Raw genomic sequence first — 18,655 nt, 5'->3', positions numbered from 1 at the left:
AGGCTGTCGCTGGAATATGGCTTTTCAACCAGTCCGCCATCGCAACTTCCTCACGCAGATTCTCTTCGCAGAGCTGGGCGACCTCTGCTTCCCCTAGCGATTTGGCGGCGGCGATCAGGATTGTGTAGGAGGCGATTTCCATGTGCTCGAACGTGTAGCTTGCAAGCGATCCCTTCATCACTTCGTCCCCGGCGAACATCCCACTGAGCGACTGCGCCATTGCCGTCAGCTTGCCGCCGGCATCCTTCAGTGTGGAAGATCCTTGTCCGATGCGGTCAAGACAGGTTTCCAGCCGAGCAGCCTGCTGTCTGGTCTCCTGGATGTGCTGGCGAATCCGCTCGCTGAGCTCAGGATAGTTCTCTATCCGGTTCAGTTGCCCATTCAACATGGTTTCGGCCTGCTCCTCCATGGCGTGAGCATCCCTGAGCCATTGGACAAGCCATTCGCGTGATTCTGACATTTCATACCTCCTTCACGGGTCGGCCAGAACTTTCAAAGGGAGATATTGTTCCTCATCGGTTGAGCTGCGGAGTCAGCCTGTATTGCAGGCTCCTTGAGGTAGGCGCTGCAAGCGGGCGCTTGGCACCAGGAGAGAGTGGCGGGCGACGGGCATGGTCGCGGTGTCCGCGTTGGCAAAACGCATTCCTGCAGAAATGACGAAGCTGCTGCCTGCCGCGGGTTCCGTGATGGATGATCTCAATGAAGCGTTTCGCGTCGGCTCGCATTCCAATACCCGCGCCGCAATGTGTCAGGCTGTGTCTTGCCCGAGCGCCTTGGCCGCTTGCCATTCGTCTTGCGAAATCAGCCCGTTGCCGGTGCGCCCCAGCAAGGCCTCCAGGTTCAACAACGGAGATCATATCGCGATGGAACGTCCCGGCGTTTCGCAGGTTGGTATTGGAGTTTCGCGCTAGGGAAAGAGCCATGACTTCTTCAGACAAGTCTTCAACTGACATATCACCCCGCCCCGAGAAATCGAGCGGCAGGACCCCGTCAAAGCCGGCGACACCTTCACCGGCCCCAGAGAAAATATCCGGAGCAGGCCCTGCGGTCGCCGAGCATTCGAAAGACGCCAAGGCGCCCAGAGGCGGGCGTCAACCTGGGGCCTATGTCAAGGATTAGATAGCCGAGCTGGGTTGCGTTTGTCTGGCCAATGCAGGAAGCGACGAGGAGGTTTTTATGCAGATGATGGGAGTTGTCGTCAGCCGAGACCAGGCTCCGGTCGTGGAATTTCGGGGCGAGGGAGGCGAGTGTATTACAGTTACCCTGCAGGCCGGGCATACTCTTCCCGACGATGAACTCATTGCAAAGGCCAGGGCCATGATGGTTCAGGTCGCTCAGTTCGGGACGGACCAGATCAACAATGCGGCGATGTCTGACGGGTCGTCGGCCGATGGGGTGATACAATCCGGAATGTCGGGATAGATAGCTTCGCTCGATGCAGGCCTGCTGCAAGGCCACGAGTCGGCAGCGGACGTGCAGTCATCAGCCAGAAGATGGCGAGAACGGTACGCAGGCAAGGCACGCAGATCGCACCCTCCAAAGCAGCGACACCGGTGATCATCGAAAAGCCGAGCGTGAGCGTTGGGGCTATCAAAGCTATGGAACAAAGCTTGCGCGCACTGGTTGGGGCCAAATTCAACGCTGTGGGGAGGGGATATGTCGCGTATCTTCAATCTTGGTTTGCCGGTCCTGCTTGGCGCTGCAACGTTCACGCTCAATGTTGCTTCGGACCCGCTGCCGCCGGATCTGACGTATCGTCCATTGCCAAGCTTGCCTTTTTCTGCGGTCAAGGAAACTGACGAGGCGCAAAAGCCGGCTGTGACACAACGGCAACGCGGCCTGCTCGAGAGCCGTTACGATCTGGCCGACCGGCCGATGCCCGGCGTCATGATGTCGGGCGGGCGCAAGGCTGTACAAGAAGGCTCGCGAGTGAAACTGCCGGCAGGCGAAACCTGGAGCAGCCTGGCAGCGAAAACCCCTCAGGAAATTCGTGATCGTGGTCTGTTGCCGCAAGGCTTCCTACCGTTGCCGCACGTCAAGCAGGCCGCCGGAGGTCAGGTCTTTCCTGAAAGTGAGATTAGAGAGATCGGCGCTGATGAAGGACGCGATCTGCGCCGCTTCGACGTCGATTTCGATCTACCGGATCACCTTACCCCGGAGTTTCCACCTCCAATATTTCTGACCACGCACCCGGAGCTTGGAGATGTGTCGCGAGGGGATCTGCTGACGATACGCAACTTCTACGAATACATGAACGGCATCATCACGCCCGTGCAGATGGAAGGACTTCGTCTGCTGCTGACGCCATTTCCGCAGGAGGAATTCAACCAGACCGAGGACAGGAAGGTAGCGATGCAAAGCACGGGTGTCGCTTGCCTCGATTGCCATTCCAATTTCCACACCAACGGGGCGTTTCACCTCACCCCGGACGTGCGGCCGCAAGCCGAGCGCTTCCGGCTCGACACAACCAGCCTGCGCGGCTTGTTCAACCAGCAGATCCACGGATCCAAGCGCTCGCTGCGTTCCGTGGAAGACTTTACGGAGTTCGAACAGCGCACCGCCTATTTCAACGGCGATCACGTGAGCGCCACCCGCAAGGGCGTGAACCTGCCGGATCGGCCCAACCAGGTCGCGATGATGGCGCAGATGCAGAACATCATCGATTTTCCTCCGGCACCCAAGCTCGATCCCTTTGGACGACTTGACCCGGCTACCGCCAGTGCGCTGGAGATCAAGGGCGAGCAGGTGTTCATGGGAAAGGGCCGCTGCGGCGAATGTCATGTTCCAGCCCAGTCCTTCATGGACAACAATATGCACGACCTGAAGCTCGAGCGATTCTACAAAGTTGGTCAGACGTTCAACGACCAGGTTGCCATTCCAGATGGACCCATCAAGACCTTCACGTTGCGCGGGATCAAGGATTCTCCGCCCTATCTTCATGACGGCCGTCTGATGACGCTGGGCGATACCGTTGAGTTCTTCAACCTGGTGCTCGGAACGAAGCTCGACCAATCGGAAAAGGAAGCATTGGTGGCCTATTTGCTCACGCTCTAGACATCATCCGGGAAAAACCGTGGCCGACAATTAACTAGGTATTGAATGGAGGACAGTTCATGCGTGCCGCCATAATGACAGTAGTCCTGGCAGTGTCGCCCTGCTGTGCGCTGGCGCAAATCGGCAATCCAGCCGGTCTTGCCCCCGATACCAGTATGGAGAAGCCTGGAGTTCCAGCACCGCACCAGACGAATTATCAGGATCGGCTTTTCGTACAGCTAATTACGGCAGGCGGCAGGGCCGAGATAGAGTTCGGGCGACTCGCGGCTGGAAAGACAAGCCACGAAGACCTCCGTGAATTTGCAAATCGGATGGTCGATGATCACAACAAGGCCAATGAGCAGCTGAAATCCGTGGCCGATAAAAGCAAGATTCCACTTCCCGAAGGGCTCGATCCAGATCACAAGAAAATCCGTTCCGATCTCGAAAAGCTCGACGGCGCCGCGTTTGAGCTGGCGTACCTGAGGGCGCAGATCGTCGATCACCAAAGGACGGCGCAGCTCCTGGCTTGGGAGATAGGCTCGGGCGAGGATGCAGCGCTTCAGCGCTTCGCCTCCGAAAAGCTGCCGACGGTGCTTGAACATCTTGACCTGGCCCGCACGTTGCACGCGAAGCTGGCAGGCCAAGCCCTGTTCGCGCCGGATACGCAAAAGGCCAAATGAAGCGGCGGTCATGTGGCACCTGAAAGTTCAGCTGCCTTCCGTGAATGTCAGCGCACGCGCTTCTGTTCGTCTGATTGAGAAAGTGACGCCATGGCGGAACTTCGGATCGCCGCCGCGCTTAATCCGGTGGAGGAGTTATCCGATGAACGCGACCAAAGAGTTTTTTGAAAGCTGGCTGCAGGAGAATGTCGGCACTCTTGCCGGCCAAGAGGAAGTGAGCTTCGCCGTGCTGGCTCAGCAATTCGAGCAGGATGCCGAAGCGGCCGGTTATGGTCGCGAGGTGCGTGAGGACGAGCTCGGAAACATTGAAGATGCGATCGAGCAAGCGCTCAAGAAAGCGCGAACTGGCGTGCATGGTGACGCCGCTGGCGAACCCAGCGATGTGGCAGCCCTCATGGATGCGCTGGAGGTCGAAGATGCCAAAAGCGGGCCGTAGGCCATACCAGATCAGCTCTTTTCGTTTGTCGAAGTTGCCGGGGTAGCCCCATGGAGCAGTTTCGCAAGGACATGGCCGCCTTGGCAGAGCCGGCTTTCTGGGTGACGATAGGTTTGCTTCTGGTCCCTTATGCGCTTGGAACGGTGCTGCTCGTTTGGACCTGCGGCTGCCTGTAAGGTGCTACTGACACACCCCGGTGGTGGTTCAACGGCCCTAACGCCATACAATACCCAGCTAATGCGCTCGCGGGGGGATCCTGCGCTGCAGCAAAGTCCGAACGATCTCGTCGCCAGGAAGTTCATCGTCGACACCAAGCTCCTTTGCTGCCGGTAATCGCACCGCCGCGGCTGACAGCTTTTGGGAGAGGGCCGCCGTGTGCAGGCGCCGACGCTATCTGCGCTCTCAAAGTTCCAGCTACGGCCCCCTGTCACGGTTCCCCGATCACGCGCCTGAAGCGCGTTTCCTTGCATCGAAAATAGCCCAGCAGCTTGCGCGTTGCCTTGGAACACTTGTGTCATATCGAAGTTCGGCCCGCATAGGAGAACCGAGATGGCCATCCCACAAGCGGACAACGACAACCACCTGCGCATGAAGCCGGCTCATCGAGGCAAAATCTCGCCCAAGGGGGCGATACACCAGGTTAGAGCACGACCCAGGTACAAAATGGCTCTGCGGGCGACAAGAATTAAGGCGAGGCGCTGAGATGCCGCGGACCAATAATGACGCTCGCAACGAGAAGACCACATCAGCTGCAGCAATCATTGTCGACAAGGAACGTGCTGAGCGCGCCGCCAAGACGGCGCGGTTGAAGGAAGCGCGCCTCGCACAGGCCATCACGCCGTCTCCCATAGAACGCAAGCAGCGTGTCACCAAAAAGGTTCGCAGGATTTTTGTTGCTGGCTAGGAGGTGTCCGTGACGCGCAATCATGACAAGGAAAGATACGACCGCGCCAAACGCATCAGCCAAGAGACGCTGGACGCTGAACGCGCACAACGCGCCGAGAAGACGGCGCGGCTGAGACAAGCAAGGCTTGCACAGCGTCCGGTGGAGTCGTCGCCGGCGCAGCCGCAAACTCGCCGCAAACCCATCCAGGCTCTCAAAAAGAGAAGCCGTAAGGTGATCGAAGTCTTTTAGGCTCTCCACATCCGTGCGGAACACTGGGAGAGTCCAGCGGCGAGCGCGGCTGGGAGGGAGGGCTTCCGCGACCTGATCCAGCAAGGCTGCGAAATACCTGGCGAGCAATCGCGGGGACTTTGGATCTCCGCCTCCTCGCCATTATCAGAGCTGGGAGCGAAACCTGCTCGCAAAGTAGTCGGTGACCTTTTCGCTTAGCGGACGCGCTTGCCATTCTTCCAGACTGACCTGCCTTGATCGCTTCAGGTCCTCGTTGAAAACGTCTATTTGCGTCCGCGCGAATTCCAAGCCGTAGACGTTCAGACTGGCCTCATCGTTGAGGCGCAAGGATCGCTCATCCAGATTAGCCGAGCCAAAGCTCACCCAGACATCGTCGACGATCAAAAGCTTGGGATGGTACATTGTGGGTTGAAACTCAAAGATGCGCACACCGGCCTTGAGCAATTCGCCCCAGAAAAAGCGCGAGCCCTTTCGCACCACAGGCACATCCGTGAGCCAATTGGGAACGATGACATCGACCGAGACGCCTCGCTTCCTTGCATCAAGAATCTGCTGCAGCGCGATGTCGTCCGGCACGAAGTAGGCCATGCCGATGCGCAGATGATCCTTGGCCGCGGCTATTGCCGCCAACATCATCAACTCCATGTTCTCCGAGCCGTTTGGCTGCGAAGAAAGTATCAACTGCGCATCGAGACCGCCAGCGGCCGCAACTGCAGGGTAGAACTTCCCGCCCTGCAATGTCTCGCCGGTCGTCTCAAGCCAGTTTTCGGCGAACGCCGCCTGGAATGCGGGCACGGCTGGTCCTTCGATCCGGTAATGGGTGTCGCGCCATTCATTTGAGTTGCGTGCGTTCCCGCGCCAATCATCGGCAATGCCGACCCCGCCAGTGAAAGCGATCCGGCCATCAACGATCAGCAGCTTGCGATGAGTTCGGTTGTTTACACGGTCCAACGTATACCAGCGTAGCGGCCGATAGCGTTCGAACCGCACACCTGCCGTCGTCATGATGCGGATCAGGTCCTCGTCGAAGGGAAGGCTGCCAACCCAGTCGACGTTCACGCGGACTTCCACGCCTTCGCGGGCCTTCGTCGCCAATGCGATCGCGAACTCGTAGCCGATGGCTCCTGACCAATAAATATACGTTTCCATGTTGACGCTGGATCGAGCCGCCCCGATTGCTTGCAGCATTGAGGGAAATATTTCGTCTCCGTTGACGAGAGTTTGGACCGCGTTGGAACCGAACATCTGCCCTTGCGAATAGCTGCTCATCGTCTTGGGAAATTGGGGATCCGTAGCGTCGAACCGGTGGGGGACGATAGATCGTAGAACGCGCGGCTGTGGAGTGAGGTTTATGATCAACACCGTGAGCAGGCTGCCGATGGCGGCAATGGCCAGATAGATGAGCACCTTTCGCCAAGGCGCAATGCGGGAGGTCTTCTTGCGGGCGCCTGACGCAACGGAACCGAAAGGCTGCACGTCAATCGCCCTGTTGCTGGCGATGGCGATGTTTTTCGATCTCCTCGGGCTCTTCATCGTCGATCCGGGTGATGTTTGAAGCCGCGTGATCTGACCGCAGGATCTCGTCCAGCTTGGCGTGGATCGCTTGAGTGTCGCGGTGCTCCGCGCGCTGGATGAACAGCGTCATCGCCCAGGTGAACAATGTTGCGGCTCCATGCCAATCCAAGCTCTGTCGCTCGAAAATCATCCAAAGAATTGCGTAGGCCAACAAGACCAGGAACGCAGCGGGACGGGAAGTCAGTGTGCCGATTGTGGTAAGGGCGCTGGTGATCGGATGATTTGCCATTCCAGAGAACTCGCGGCAGTCCCCCCTGGTTCCGGCGAGACATCATACCGCCCCGCCGTGCCTGCAGTGGATTTGGGTCGGCCGCTTGAGTACATCGCCTCTGGCCGATCGTTACTTTCGATCGAGCACCTTTCGGACCTTCTCGGCCAGCTCGTCGATCGTGTAGGGTTTGGTCAAAAGCTCCGTTCCAAAATCGAGCGTGCCATTGTGAACAATCGCGTTTCGCGTGTAGCCGGTGGTGTAGAGCACCTTTAGTGACGGGTGCGATGTCCTGACCTTGTCCACCAGTTCGCGGCCTGACATTTCCGGCATGACCACATCGGTGAACAGAAGCGAAGGCACATGCCCGCTCTCCACGGCGGCAAGTGCGTCTCGTGGCCCCGACATTTCCAGGACGGAATAGCCTAGTTCTCGCAGCGCTTCTGCGGCCATCAGGCGTACACGATCTTCATCCTCGACGATCATGATGACCTCGTCTGAACGTCCCGGATGCTCGCCCGCCAAGGCGGCGGCCGGGCTGTCGGGAATGCCGCCATGCGACCGCGGTAGATAGATCTTCAAGGTGGTTCCGGCACCGAGTTCGGAATAGATCTTGACGCTGCCGCCGGACTGACGAACAAACCCATACACTTGGCTAAGTCCCAATCCGGTACCCTTGCCGACTCCCTTTGTGGTGAAGAACGGATCGAAGGCTCTTGCCAGCACGTCCGCAGTCATGCCCGTTCCGGAATCGGTGACCGCTATCATCACATACTGGCCCGAGGAGATCGCGTTTTCTCTCGCATACCGATCGTCAATATGGGCGTTAGACGTTTCAATCGTGAGCTTTCCGCCGCCGGGCATGGCATCGCGTGCGTTGACGCAAAGGTTGAGCAATGCGCTTTCCAATTGCCCTGCATCGGCCTCCACATGCCACAGCCCAGCGGCGAGCACCGTCTCGATTGCTATGGTCTCTCCAAGCGTTCGGCTCAGCAGTTCGCTCATGCCGGAGACGAGTCGATTAGGATTCAGGCGCGTCGGTGCCAAGGGCTGCTGGCGAGAGAAGGCAAGCAGCCGCTTGGTAAGTTCCGCAGCGCGTTGTGCCCCATCGATTGCACCGGTGACGAAGTGGTTCACGTTCGTGTCGCCGTTTCGGAGCTTGCGCTGCACGAGATTCAAACCGCCAATGATGACAGCCAGCATATTGTTGAAGTCGTGGGCGATGCCACCGGTAAGCTGTCCCACGGCCTCCATCTTCTGCGCCTGGCGCAGGTGCTCTTCTGCTCGGACGCGTTCGGCAACTTCCTCAGCCACACGCTGCTCAAGAGTGGCGTTGAGCGTCTGCAGCGCTTTGAACAGTCGGGAGTTGTCGATTGCCGTGGCGGCATGACCGGCCAGCCCCAGCAAGGCTGTCTCATGCTCTGCGGCAAAGACACCGCAACCGGAATGTCCGAAGAACAGCCCACCCAGCACTTCGCCCGATCGCGAAATGACCGGCACGGCAAGATAGGATCGCACGGGAAGATGGCCTTCCGGCATTCCCTTCCTCGGCGAATTTTTTCCATAGCGCACATCCATGAGGATATCATCGGAACGCACCACGCCCCTCCCGCGAAAAGTAGGCTCGAAGACGGCCGTGTTGCGTGGCATGGGGAAATTTTCGAAAGCGGAGCGTGGCGCTCCCGACAGGGCGTAGAGCACATAGCTGTCCCCCTTGTCATCGAGGACATTGTAGAAAAAAGCTCCGAATTGCGCGCCTGACAGCGCGACGCCAGCGTCGGTGACAATCTGGACAATGCGCTCCACGTCCAGCTCGGCTGCCACGGCGGCGGCAGTCGCATTCATCATCTGAAGCTGGTTCTCCACCCGCTTTCGCGCGGTAATATCCATGACGGTGCCGATGAAACGCACCGCGCGTCCGGACCGGAAAAGAGATTCGCCCGTTGCAGCTATCCAACGCTCCTTTCCGTCGCGCAGCCCGATCGTCCGATATTCGATGTCGTAGCGGGAAGACTCGCCCGGCGCGAGCGCCCGGCGTACGGCCTCATCCGCCCGTTTGCGGTCTTCTGGATGGAGACCGGCCAGGAACGCGCTCTCATATGTCACCTCCGCCTCAGGTGGCAGACCGAAGAGAGCTTTGCATCGGTCGTCCCAACGCAGCACCCTTGTGATGGGATCATAGTCCCACGTTCCGATAGCGGCCGCATCGGTCGCTAGCCTTAGCCGCTCCTCGCTCGCTCGGGCAGCCTGTTCCGAGCGGACGCGCTCGATGTGAGCCCATGACCGCTCTGTCACCTCCGCCAGCAAGGACAGTTCGCGCTGCGACCAGACGCGGCGCTGCGTGTCGTGAACGGCCATTAGCGCAGCCAGCCGGCCTTGCTTGACCAAGGGCATGCAAATCGTCGCCGTTATGCCGATATCCTGAAAGGTCTTTGCTTCCTCTGGTGCAATTTCCTCGAGATTGTTGTTGATGACGAGCGGCCGATTGGCGGTCAGATTGCCAACAGCGAGGCGACCGAAATCGGCAAGACTGTAGTATCCCCTGATGCTAGGCGAGCCAGGAGCGCTCCAGTCGCCGCGAATGGTGAAGTGGTCCTGGTCCGGCTCCATGTCAGCGTAGGCGCAAATCGAAACGCCTAGATGTTCGCCAAGTAGACGGGTGGTGACCTCCATGACAGCGTCGGCATCTGTCGCCGGGGATATCTCTCTGCCGAGGCGATCCAGAAAGGCCAGGCGCTCGGCATTTTCACGCAGGGCCTTCTCCGCACGAAGCCGTTCAATTGCGGTGCGCGTCCGGTCAGCCACTTCCGAAACCAGAGCAACCTCGGCCGGCGTCCAGTGTCTTGGCTCGGAGTGATTGAGGTACAATAACGCAACCAACCCGCCGCGCTCCGTGACCGGCATGTTGATGACGGATTGGGCGCTGATTGCTTTGAGAGCCTCGGCATGGTCGTGGGTTCGCGGGTCTGTCTCGGCATTCTCGAAGACGACCGTCTCACCTCGTTTCAAATCATCGACATAGGAGCCGTAGTCCCTGAAGTTCAGAGTTCCGGCCAGACTTCGGATTCCCGGCGCGTTCCAGTCTCTGTCGATGACTATCGTTTCTTTCTCGAGATCGATCGTGCCATATCCGGCTCGACTGATGCCAAAATGCTTCCCAAGCAATTCCGCTGCCGCAAATGCCAGTTCGGCAGGATCATCGATCTCCCGAATCCTGTCACCCAACCCCGCCAGAAGCTGGAAGCGCTGCACTTCAGACGAACGTTCGCGTGACGTGACTCCCATTTCGCCCCCGGTTGGTCGGACTAGATAATGCCGTCAGTCGCGAAGAGTTCCAGGCGCCGGACAACAGGTCGGGGCTAGGCCGCCGACGCATTGCGAAGAAACTTGCGTCACGACAGCGAAGGACAACTCCGTATGCGCCCTCAACGGGCGAACGACGCGCCGTGCATCATAGTTTAATGACACCTGCTGGGCTGTGCCGCATAAAGCCATTGTCAGCGGCTGTGTAACGGGCGCCGCTGCTTGGGAGCAATCCCACTGTAGCCGAATAGGAGCGCCTGATGCTTAGCCGACCAACCCGCACGAATACGGAAGCTCTCTACCCCAGTGACCTGAACATCCTTCGCGACGCGTTCGACGCGCTGTGCCAGGAATTTGCTATCTTGCCCGACACGGCGGCGGCCAACGCCGTAGCGAGAGAGCTGATCAGGTTGTTTGAAACAGGAATGACGGAAGCGGCCACACTGATGATCGCCGTGCGCGCACGTTGGCAAGGCGACTGGGAGATGGGAGGCAGCAATGCTGCCTGAGGTTTGACGATCACGCGCAATCAACCCGCTGCATCCTTTTCGACACCGCCGCGTTGAGCGTCAAACCTGCCAGAAATGTCCGATGCGCTGGCACAATGACTGGAGCGACCGATGCCGAAATTTCGCTTCGAGTTTATCGAAGGCATGGCCCAGCCTGCAATCTTTGCCGATATGGCTGATCGAGATGAGGCTGTCAGAGAGGCGAAGCGTGCAGCCAAGGAGGCCATGCTCGACGGAATTGTCGATGGAGTGGACCCGACCAGTTGGGTGACGAAGGTTTACGACGAAGCAGGCTATCTCGTCGCCACTCTCGGATTCCAGGATCTGGTCGCCGCGCCCAGGGATACGGAAGAGTTCAAGGAAACAGAGGAGCCAGGCGTCTTGCGATCGGGTTGAAGCCGGTTTCTCCGCTGTCGCCATCGAGCCAGATGTTGCGGCCGCCGGGCAGATCACGCCGTGAACCCGAAAGAGACCGTTTCTGGCTGGTGCGGACAGCCTTTTTGTTTAATCTCCGAAAGACGCGCAGAGGCTGCAACACGGCTTCAGCCCACCTCGACGCTCTCGAGACGGGCGCGCGGGAGTTGAGATGCGATGCATAGAGACGCCTTCACCCCATCAGAACTTGCCCTGCTCAGTCGCGTCTTCGCACGCAGCAAAATCAAAAACGAAACCGCAACCGAGAAGGAGCGGCGCGCATCACGTATTCTGGCTTACTACCAGGCTGGGGTCACGGATGAGGATGAGCTAGAACTGCTTTCTCGCCAACCGCTCGGAAGGTGACGATTAGTCTTCCTTCTTCAGAGCTTCCGCCTCGTCTTTGAGCTTCGGCCAATCGGCGCCATGCCTGCGAAGCAGCGTTCGTGCCTGCTTGGGGTCAATTTCCGTGAGCTCGACCAGATGTTCGACCTCAAGGTCCTGGCCTTTCGCCACCCGGCTTGCCTCGTTCGCTTTTCGTTGCATCTCGACGACCCTCTGCTGAGACAACATGAACGAGCGCTGAGAGTGCGCGTTCCAGAACTTCATACAAAAATCGGGACATCGATTAAATCAGTCGGATTGCGCCACTGAGGCGGGCATGCCCTTCTGCTGCGGCTTTCCGATTTCTCCAATGTGGAGAACCCGAGCTGGTCGCAAATGGCGGCGGCATCTTCGTGCGACAGTCCGGCCACGCGGCATTCGGCTTCGTCGCCGCTCCGTTTGGTTTGCCGGCGTTCGGCAGCGTTCTGTCGAAGCAAGTCCTATCGCACGTTATCTCATCAGCTTGATCTGAAGCGAGATGCTCAGCCTCAGAATCCTGTCGCCGTTTTCGTTCCGCACTTCAACAAATACTTGCTGCCCGTCCACCTCGGTCAGTGCATCTTTCGTAAGGTCGATAAGGCCTTCGAAGCCCACGCGGCGCACCTCCTCCAGACCGGCACATTCGATGCCGATTTCGTCCTGGATGACCACATCGTGATCGCCACTATCAAAGAAAAATCGTGCCATCCGAAAGCTTCCGTCACCACTAAGCTGCGGGGTTCCTTTGGTGCAGGTAGGTCGTTTCGAAATCACCTGCACGAGTGAGGCCGGGCCAATCAAGAGCCTGCACCCTTGGGCCTGTGGTGGCGATGAGGCCTCTACGTCGAAGTTCCTGAAGCATTCGGTTGACGTGGACTGTAGACAAGCCCAATGCATCGCCAAGTGCTGCCTGGGTAATGGGAAGATCCGCGACGTGATCCTGGATGCGTCCAACCGAGCGCAAGCGAAAGATCAGTTCGCACAAGATGTGAGCCATGCGCGTATAGGCCTCTCGTCGTCCCACATTCGTTACCCATTCCCTGTAAATCGCTGCATCGATCAGCGTCGAGCGCCAAAAAGCCGTCGCGATTCGGGGATGCTGTTCGCAAATGGCTCGAAGAGCGTCATGTCGCATGAAGCCCAGTCTGGCTGCTGTCAGGGTCGTGAAATTGCAATCCATGACCGACAGATGCAGTCCATGCAGATCGGGAATGTCCCCAGCCACAAAGAAGGATGTAATCTGCCGTTTGCCATCGCCGGTAAGTTTGGTGGAACCGAGCAGGCCATCCAAAACCACGAACGAATTGACAGGGCGGTCACCCTCACTCACCAGGTCGTAATTGGCAAGAAAATCCTTCTCCTGAATTTGGATGTCTTTCAAAACATCAATATCGCCCTCTCGGAGATCCGAGATGCTTTGGAGCTTGCGGATAAGTACATCCGAGGATGAAGTGGGTGACAAAGTGGCTACCTAGCTGATGTTGGTTATCGAACTTGCATCCGCGTCAAAAGTTCCGGATAGCCGTAACGAGGCGCCGGACTGCTGGTCGGGAACTGGGAATTCAGGATGCCGAGGCAGGTCCTTGGCCGGGACTTCATTGCACGGGGCACAGGAGTGCTGCACACCCATAATCGAGCCCCTCGAGCAGCGCATTAACCTATGACATAGGCTGCGCTCGCAATGGTCGCTGCGACATCACATGAGGTGGTTGATCCGCCAAGGCCTGACGCTGCAACCTCACCTATGAGGGCCAGATGGCTCCGGCCAGGCATCAGGCAAAAGGCGTCTCACCTGAAGCGAGAAATCCGGCCTTGCAAATGGGCATCTCAACGAGCCCGCTTGAGGTGCGGCCGTGCAATGTCGCTACACGGTTGACGAGCGGCTATCTATTGGGGTCACTCATGGTTCATCAGGCGTCTCCAAAATCCGGCCTGGTGGGGAATGGAACTTTCTGCCGATCAGTGGGCTTTCGGATATGTCCTTCGGAAACGATGTGGAGAAATTGATGCGGAACCTTATACTGGCCTTCGCAGCACTTGCCCTACCCGCGTGCCAATCGGCTCCTGAACCGCTGCAATCCGCCGCTATCGAACCTGCTGCCATTCCCTCCCAATCCGCCTTGGATCCTGCCGTTGTTCCCCCCGGCCCGGCAATAATGGATCAATCCGTGGCAATCATTCCTCCTTCAAAGGGCGTTCCAACAAAGTACGCCGCTTTTTCGGGCAATTGGGTCGGGCGATTGGAAGGCACATATGAAGGTAAACTGTCTGTTCAATCTGTTTCTTCAAACGGAAAGGTGACCGTAACCTACGCATGGGGAATTCTGAGCGATGACAATCCGGGTGAGGCCGCGGGCGAAGGAAAAATTGTAGGGAATACGTTGAAGCTGGGGCGCCTCCCGAATGGCGCGGACGTCAGTTTTAGGATGATGCCCGACGGCACGCTGTCCGCAACCCATACGCTCGCCGGCCAGACCTATACGGGCATGTTCATCAGGCAGTGATCAAAGAAGATACGGCCGCGTTCCCGCGGTTTTTGATCCGAGCATCCCGCGCCCTTGGACCATCTCCCATAGCGGCCCTTGAAATGCCAGGCCCTGGCGTCATAGCCGCTACGTTCGAGGACCGTGGCGGCCCCGGACCGAAGCATTTCCTCAACATGGAGGTCAGGAGACCCGCCTGACCGCCCACGTCCCAAAACACACCCCCGATGCCAATCCCCATTAATTCTGAGGGGCTGCGGGGCGTTTCGGCGCGGCTTGCACGGGGTTCGCGCAGGTTCTGTTGGGACCCGGTTTGCGTACGTTATCGAAGGTGTGCGGTGTTGGTTCGCCCCAGGTGGACCTGCTTTGCACCGCCTGCGACAGTCCCTAGCGAATGGCGCTATCCTCGCTGCCGCGAATCGGACGCGGGCTTTTTTCTTGTTTCGTGAAACGAAAGGTCATTCCGCAAGTTGGCTTCCCAAAGGAGGAACCCAATGAAAAAGGATGGCGATGGCCGAGTCGAAAAGGGCAATCAGCAATTGCTTGCCCGCCGTCTGTCTGAAGAAGTCGGCATTTCAGAGCCGGATGCGCGCGGTCTGATCAAGCTTATCGGCACGGATTGGAATTCGCTGCTTCGTGAAGCCCGATTTCTGAAAGAGAGGCACTAGAATGCTTCTGCCGATCACATGATCTCGACTGAAAATATTATTGCTCTCGCGGCGGTAGTTTCTGGGCTCCGCCGGCTGTGAGCGAAGAACATGCTTCCGCCCCATCGGAGGGTGTCATGACTGCTCCCGCTACCACGCGCCTTTAGAAGGCAGCGTCGACGACAAAACCCGTGTGATGTGGCTGCTGCACTCCGGAGCGCACTTCGAAGAAGCCACTTTAAAGACATGCTACGGGGTAGAGGCTGTTGAGCCGCGCACCTTATGGCTGGATCATCTCATTGCCAGAACAGGACCGTCCAAGGGAACTGCTGCAGGTGGCGCCTGGTGGGATATTGTCACTGGCATCCGACGAAGGCTAGTGGGTCATACCTCGGCCGGGCCGCGCTATTGGTCCCTCCATGGCGCGGCCTTCTTGGGAGAAGAGATTGACCCGTGGGTACGGTTTGGCTCACGCGCGACTGTGCCGCGTAGCGTCGCAGGCGGACCGAAGCGATGGCGCGATGAAGAGGCGCAGGCCAACCGCCGTTGATCTTCAGGCCGTAAGCCCGGCCCCACACCTCAAACGTTGAAGCCGTTCGCTCGGCACTCGACGCCGTGCCCGTCAGAGGCGTGAGCCTTGACCGTGGGTTCATCTGCAGTGACTGGCAAAGGTAAGATCATCCGAGCCGGCGCCGCATCCCTCCATACAGCTTGCGGCTTGCTCAACTGCGACTGATTTATGCCGATCGTCGGCGCGTTGCGATGGCACCTCGTAGGAAGGGTCTGCCCGAATAACCGGCTCCCGATCGTGGGGGAAGTTCGGCGCATGGACGGGCAGTGCTTCGGCCGAATTGTCGCGCTTTTGAGCCGTCGCTGGAAGGATTTCAGCGATCTCGACCAGGATTTCTTTGAGCAGATGTCTCATCTGCGCGCCCGCCCTGCGGCCCCTTGCTATGGCGATCAAACTTGCTGACGTAGCCAATGTTCCCGCTTGAGCTGAATGGCGCGCGCTCTGCCGGCAAAGATCGACGGAGCGGCTTGACGCGACGGGCCGCGTCCCTCTCGCCAGCATGATCGATATTGGAAAGTCGAAATTTGAACGGACTGTTGCCTGCCTTCGTCGGAGCGTTGGATGATCCGATCACGGCATGTGCCTGACCCCCGACTTGCCTCGCGCAGCTTCTTCCCTGGCTGCTGTCTGCCTCTGACGGGGTCGACGGGAACAAAGGCTCGATCATCCGGTTTGGAACCATCCCGTTAAGCACAGGACGAAAGTGCAGCCTGGCGGATGAGATACGGCAGCCGGATTGCTCATGGCTGCTTCGATCTGCATTCGGCAGCCGAGACTGAGCCCAAATGCCTGCAGGAGACTTCGTATGAGCGAAGCACGACACAGCGAAGGCAATGAGGTGACTTCGATTGCGGGCACGTCGCCCTTCGCCAGTTTTTTCATGGCTGGCTTTGAGTGCTCGTCGCACCGGCGCAAGGACGGCGTCCGCCTCGATCTTATCCGTGCGACCTCGCACTATTTGCACGCCCTGGGCGACTACCGCGGTTGCGCCGAACTCGGTCTTCGTACCGTCCGCGACGGATTGCGCTGGCACCTCATCGAAACCGCTCCTGGAAACTATGACTGGTCAAGCTGGACGCCGATGGTCGAAGCAGCGCAATCGGCAGGTGTCCAGGTCATCTGGGACATCTTCCACTACGGATGTCCAGACCACGTTGATCAAGGGTCGATGCATTTCATCGATGCCTATGCCTCGTTCGCTGCAGAAGCTGTGAGGGTTCATCGTTCAATCGCCGGTACAGCGCCTTTGTTGTGCCCGATCAACGAAATCTCGTTTTTCGCCTGGGCTGTTGAGGTTGGCTATTTCCCGCGCGTTGGCCCGAAGAAGCGGGGATGGTTCAAGAGGCACCTCGTGAGAGCTGCAATAGCTGGCGTTCGCGCGATGCGCGAGGTCGATCCCGCTTGCAGATTTGTCTGGGCCGAGCCGCTTATCCACATTGCTCCTCGCGACCGAACGCGGACCGAACGGCGTCGGGCCGAAAATGCCCGTCTCGGACAGTTCGAAGCTTACGACATGCTGCTGGGCCGGGCAGAGCCCGAGTTGGGGGGCAGCGACGATGTTGTCGATGTCGTTGGCCTGAATTTCTACCCGCACAATCAGTGGTACCTCAACGGGCCGACGATTCCCATGGGGCACCACGAGTACCGTGCCCTATCCGAGATGCTGATCGAGGTCGCGCATCGATATGGCAAGTCGATGTTCATCGCCGAGACCGGCTCCGAGGGATCAGGCGGGGCGGCGTGGCTCCATTATGTCTGCGACGAGGTGCGTGCCGCAATTGACTTCGAAGCGCCGATCGAAGGTATTTGCCTATACCCGATAACCGCCTATCCGGGCTGGGACAATTCGCGGCATGCGGAGGTGGGATTGTTTTCGGTCGTCCAGGCGGACGGCAGTCGGCACGTCCGCAAGCCCATCGCGGAGGAATTGGCCCGCCAGCGAGCTTTGTTCGCGGCGAACCTGACGCGTTAATACATGAGCGGCACGAGGGATGTTGCGAGCGCCTGTCGGCGCCGCCTTGCCACGCTCGATGCTCCCAGGTACGTCCGGGTGGGCGAGCTACAGCGCCCCTTCGGCCAACGACGCCTTCCCCGCGCTCGCCCATTCCGGGACGCTCTTCTGGATGCGGGCGAAGGTTGCCAGGGCCTGCCCGACCACCTGATCCATGTTGTAGTAGCGGTAGGTTGCCAGGCGACCGACAAACCACACGTCGGGACAGGTTGCGCCAAGCGCTTCGTAGCGCTTGAAGAGCTCTTCGTTTTCGGCCCGCGGCACCGGATAGTACGGGTCCCCGATATCGGTGGGATATTCGTAGGTCAGACTGGTCCGCGCGTTCTGCTGGCCGGTCAGATGTTTGTACTCGGTGATGCGGGTGTAATCTTCCGTCTGGGGATAGTTGACGACGGCAACCGGCTGAAACTGCTCTTGGTCGAGGGTGACGTGCTCGAAGCGGAGCGAACGATAAGGAAGACGCCCCAGCTGCCAGCCGAAGTACTCGTCGATCGGGCCGGTATAGATCAGGCGGTTGAACGGTATCTCGTCACGAATTTCGCGGAAGTCGGTCTGCAGCATGATCTTGATGTTCGGATGGTCGAGCATGCGCTCGAACATCCTCGTGTATCCGCCGGCAGGCATCTTCTGGAAGCTGTCGCTGAAATATCGGTCATCGCGGTTGGTCCTGGTCGGCACTCGTGCCGTCACCGATTTGCTCAGCTGGTTCGGATCGACGCCCCATTGCTTTCTGGTGTAGCCACGGAAGAATTTTTCGTAGAGTTCGCGTCCCACGGTGCTGACGACAACATCCTCGGCCGTTCGCACGTCCTCAACCGTTTCGCGTCGCGACGCGAAGAACTCCTCCAACTGTGCAGAATTCAGTTCGAGGCCATAAAGGCGGTTTATCGTGTCCAGATTGATCGGGATGGGGAGCAGTATCCCATCCACCGCCGCCAGAACCCTATGCTCGTATGTGCGCCATTGGGTGAACTGCGAGAGGTAGTCCACGATCGACTGGCTGTTGGTGTGAAAAATATGTGGCCCATAGCGGTGGATGAGGATGCCGGCTTCATTATAGCAATCATAGGCGTTGCCGCCGACATGGCTGCGGCGATCGACCAAGAGAACGCTTTCATGACGCTGCGAGGCTATTCTTTCGGCAAGCACGCTGCCGGCAAACCCCGCGCCGACGATCAGCCAATCGAACACGGCTATGCGCTCCTGCGCAACGGGACGACCTTCTTGCGTCGGTAGGCGCCCTCAATGTGAGCGGCCATGGCCGTCCATGTTCTTTCCCACGAC

21 protein-coding genes are annotated in these 18,655 nt (G+C 58.7%); 12 read left to right on the top strand and 9 right to left on the bottom strand.

Going from position 1 to position 18,655, the window contains the following annotated elements:
- Positions 1 to 460: DUF892 family protein (locus EN949_RS21180; RefSeq protein WP_164782524.1), on the bottom strand; the 460-nt coding region annotated here is incomplete at its 3' end.
- Positions 461 to 611: 151 nt separating this feature from the next.
- Here EN949_RS21180 and EN949_RS21175 point away from each other — a divergent pair.
- The 7 genes from EN949_RS21175 (at position 612) to EN949_RS21135 (ending at position 5,287) form a co-directional block, all read left to right on the top strand.
- On the top strand, positions 612 to 911 hold the full coding sequence (locus EN949_RS21175; RefSeq protein WP_127371340.1) for a hypothetical protein: 300 nt from the start codon (positions 612 to 614) through the stop codon (positions 909 to 911).
- 265 nt (positions 912 to 1,176) lie between these two features.
- Positions 1,177 to 1,422, top strand: a complete 246-nt coding sequence (locus EN949_RS21165) for a hypothetical protein (RefSeq protein WP_013525108.1) — start codon at positions 1,177 to 1,179, stop codon at positions 1,420 to 1,422.
- 234 nt (positions 1,423 to 1,656) lie between these two features.
- Positions 1,657 to 3,054: a cytochrome b6 gene (locus EN949_RS21160; protein WP_013525109.1), complete on the top strand. Its 1,398-nt coding sequence runs from the start codon at positions 1,657 to 1,659 to the stop codon at positions 3,052 to 3,054.
- Positions 3,055 to 3,113: 59 nt separating this feature from the next.
- Positions 3,114 to 3,716, top strand: a complete 603-nt coding sequence (locus tag EN949_RS21155; protein ID WP_082826787.1) for a DUF4142 domain-containing protein — start codon at positions 3,114 to 3,116, stop codon at positions 3,714 to 3,716.
- A gap of 142 nt (positions 3,717 to 3,858) precedes the next feature.
- Positions 3,859 to 4,152, top strand: a complete 294-nt coding sequence (locus tag EN949_RS21150) for a DUF768 domain-containing protein (protein ID WP_013525111.1) — start codon at positions 3,859 to 3,861, stop codon at positions 4,150 to 4,152.
- Positions 4,153 to 4,855: 703 nt separating this feature from the next.
- A complete protein-coding gene (locus EN949_RS21140; protein WP_013525113.1) occupies positions 4,856 to 5,056 on the top strand; it encodes a hypothetical protein in 201 nt (66 codons plus the stop codon).
- A gap of 9 nt (positions 5,057 to 5,065) precedes the next feature.
- Positions 5,066 to 5,287 (top strand): hypothetical protein, encoded by a 222-nt coding sequence (locus EN949_RS21135; RefSeq protein ID WP_013525114.1) that lies wholly within the window; start codon positions 5,066 to 5,068, stop codon positions 5,285 to 5,287.
- Positions 5,288 to 5,431: 144 nt separating this feature from the next.
- On the opposite strand, the gene EN949_RS21130 is transcribed toward EN949_RS21135, so the two are convergent.
- The 3 genes from EN949_RS21130 to EN949_RS21120 form a co-directional block, all read right to left on the bottom strand.
- Entirely contained in the window at positions 5,432 to 6,820 is a 1,389-nt protein-coding gene (locus tag EN949_RS21130; protein WP_127371356.1) for a phospholipase D-like domain-containing protein, read from the bottom strand.
- Complete coding sequence (locus tag EN949_RS21125; protein ID WP_027161870.1) at positions 6,765 to 7,091, bottom strand: low affinity iron permease family protein; 327 nt, start codon at positions 7,089 to 7,091, stop codon at positions 6,765 to 6,767. The genes EN949_RS21130 and EN949_RS21125 overlap by 56 nt, the downstream gene beginning before the upstream one ends.
- 111 nt (positions 7,092 to 7,202) lie before the next feature.
- Entirely contained in the window at positions 7,203 to 10,355 is a 3,153-nt protein-coding gene (locus tag EN949_RS21120; protein WP_127371763.1) for a GAF domain-containing protein, read from the bottom strand.
- Positions 10,356 to 10,633: 278 nt separating this feature from the next.
- Between EN949_RS21120 and EN949_RS21115 the strand changes: the two genes are divergently transcribed.
- On the top strand, positions 10,634 to 10,882 hold the full coding sequence (locus tag EN949_RS21115; protein ID WP_013525118.1) for a hypothetical protein: 249 nt from the start codon (positions 10,634 to 10,636) through the stop codon (positions 10,880 to 10,882).
- 111 nt (positions 10,883 to 10,993) lie between these two features.
- On the top strand, positions 10,994 to 11,278 hold the full coding sequence (locus EN949_RS21110; protein ID WP_027161872.1) for a hypothetical protein: 285 nt from the start codon (positions 10,994 to 10,996) through the stop codon (positions 11,276 to 11,278).
- 387 nt (positions 11,279 to 11,665) lie between these two features.
- Here the strand turns inward: EN949_RS21110 and EN949_RS21100 are convergent, their stop codons facing one another.
- The 3 genes from EN949_RS21100 to EN949_RS21090 form a co-directional block, all read right to left on the bottom strand.
- The gene (locus EN949_RS21100) at positions 11,666 to 11,905 is read right to left on the bottom strand and encodes a hypothetical protein (protein ID WP_032899472.1); all 240 of its coding nucleotides are present in this window, start codon (positions 11,903 to 11,905) and stop codon (positions 11,666 to 11,668) included.
- 225 nt (positions 11,906 to 12,130) lie between these two features.
- Positions 12,131 to 12,367, bottom strand: a complete 237-nt coding sequence (locus tag EN949_RS21095) for a hypothetical protein (RefSeq protein WP_024504626.1) — start codon at positions 12,365 to 12,367, stop codon at positions 12,131 to 12,133.
- Between the two features lie 19 nt (positions 12,368 to 12,386).
- Positions 12,387 to 13,121: a Crp/Fnr family transcriptional regulator gene (locus EN949_RS21090; protein WP_127371236.1), complete on the bottom strand. Its 735-nt coding sequence runs from the start codon at positions 13,119 to 13,121 to the stop codon at positions 12,387 to 12,389.
- Positions 13,122 to 13,512: 391 nt separating this feature from the next.
- On the opposite strand from EN949_RS21090, the gene EN949_RS36600 reads away from it, so the two are divergent.
- A complete protein-coding gene (locus tag EN949_RS36600) occupies positions 13,513 to 14,163 on the top strand; it encodes a hypothetical protein (protein WP_245265378.1) in 651 nt (216 codons plus the stop codon).
- A 473-nt stretch (positions 14,164 to 14,636) separates the two neighbouring features.
- On the top strand, positions 14,637 to 14,810 hold the full coding sequence (locus EN949_RS21080) for a hypothetical protein (protein ID WP_013525125.1): 174 nt from the start codon (positions 14,637 to 14,639) through the stop codon (positions 14,808 to 14,810).
- Between the two features lie 628 nt (positions 14,811 to 15,438).
- Here the strand turns inward: EN949_RS21080 and EN949_RS21070 are convergent.
- Positions 15,439 to 15,714: a hypothetical protein gene (locus EN949_RS21070; RefSeq protein ID WP_127371762.1), complete on the bottom strand. Its 276-nt coding sequence runs from the start codon at positions 15,712 to 15,714 to the stop codon at positions 15,439 to 15,441.
- 451 nt (positions 15,715 to 16,165) lie between these two features.
- Between EN949_RS21070 and EN949_RS21065 the strand changes: the two genes are divergently transcribed.
- Positions 16,166 to 17,332 (top strand): beta-glucosidase, encoded by a 1,167-nt coding sequence (locus EN949_RS21065; RefSeq protein ID WP_127371054.1) that lies wholly within the window; start codon positions 16,166 to 16,168, stop codon positions 17,330 to 17,332.
- A gap of 87 nt (positions 17,333 to 17,419) precedes the next feature.
- Here the strand turns inward: EN949_RS21065 and glf are convergent, their stop codons facing one another.
- The gene (glf, locus tag EN949_RS21060) at positions 17,420 to 18,562 is read right to left on the bottom strand and encodes a UDP-galactopyranose mutase (RefSeq protein ID WP_024504623.1); all 1,143 of its coding nucleotides are present in this window, start codon (positions 18,560 to 18,562) and stop codon (positions 17,420 to 17,422) included.
- Between the last annotated feature and the right edge of the window lie 93 nt (positions 18,563 to 18,655).

The organism is Mesorhizobium sp. M7A.F.Ca.US.007.01.2.1 (assembly GCF_003998165.1).
In the GTDB taxonomy this organism is placed as follows: Bacteria; Pseudomonadota; Alphaproteobacteria; order Rhizobiales; family Rhizobiaceae; genus Mesorhizobium; species Mesorhizobium ciceri.
Note: the sequence above shows the minus strand (reverse complement) of the source record. Positions and strands in the feature narration are given on the sequence as shown.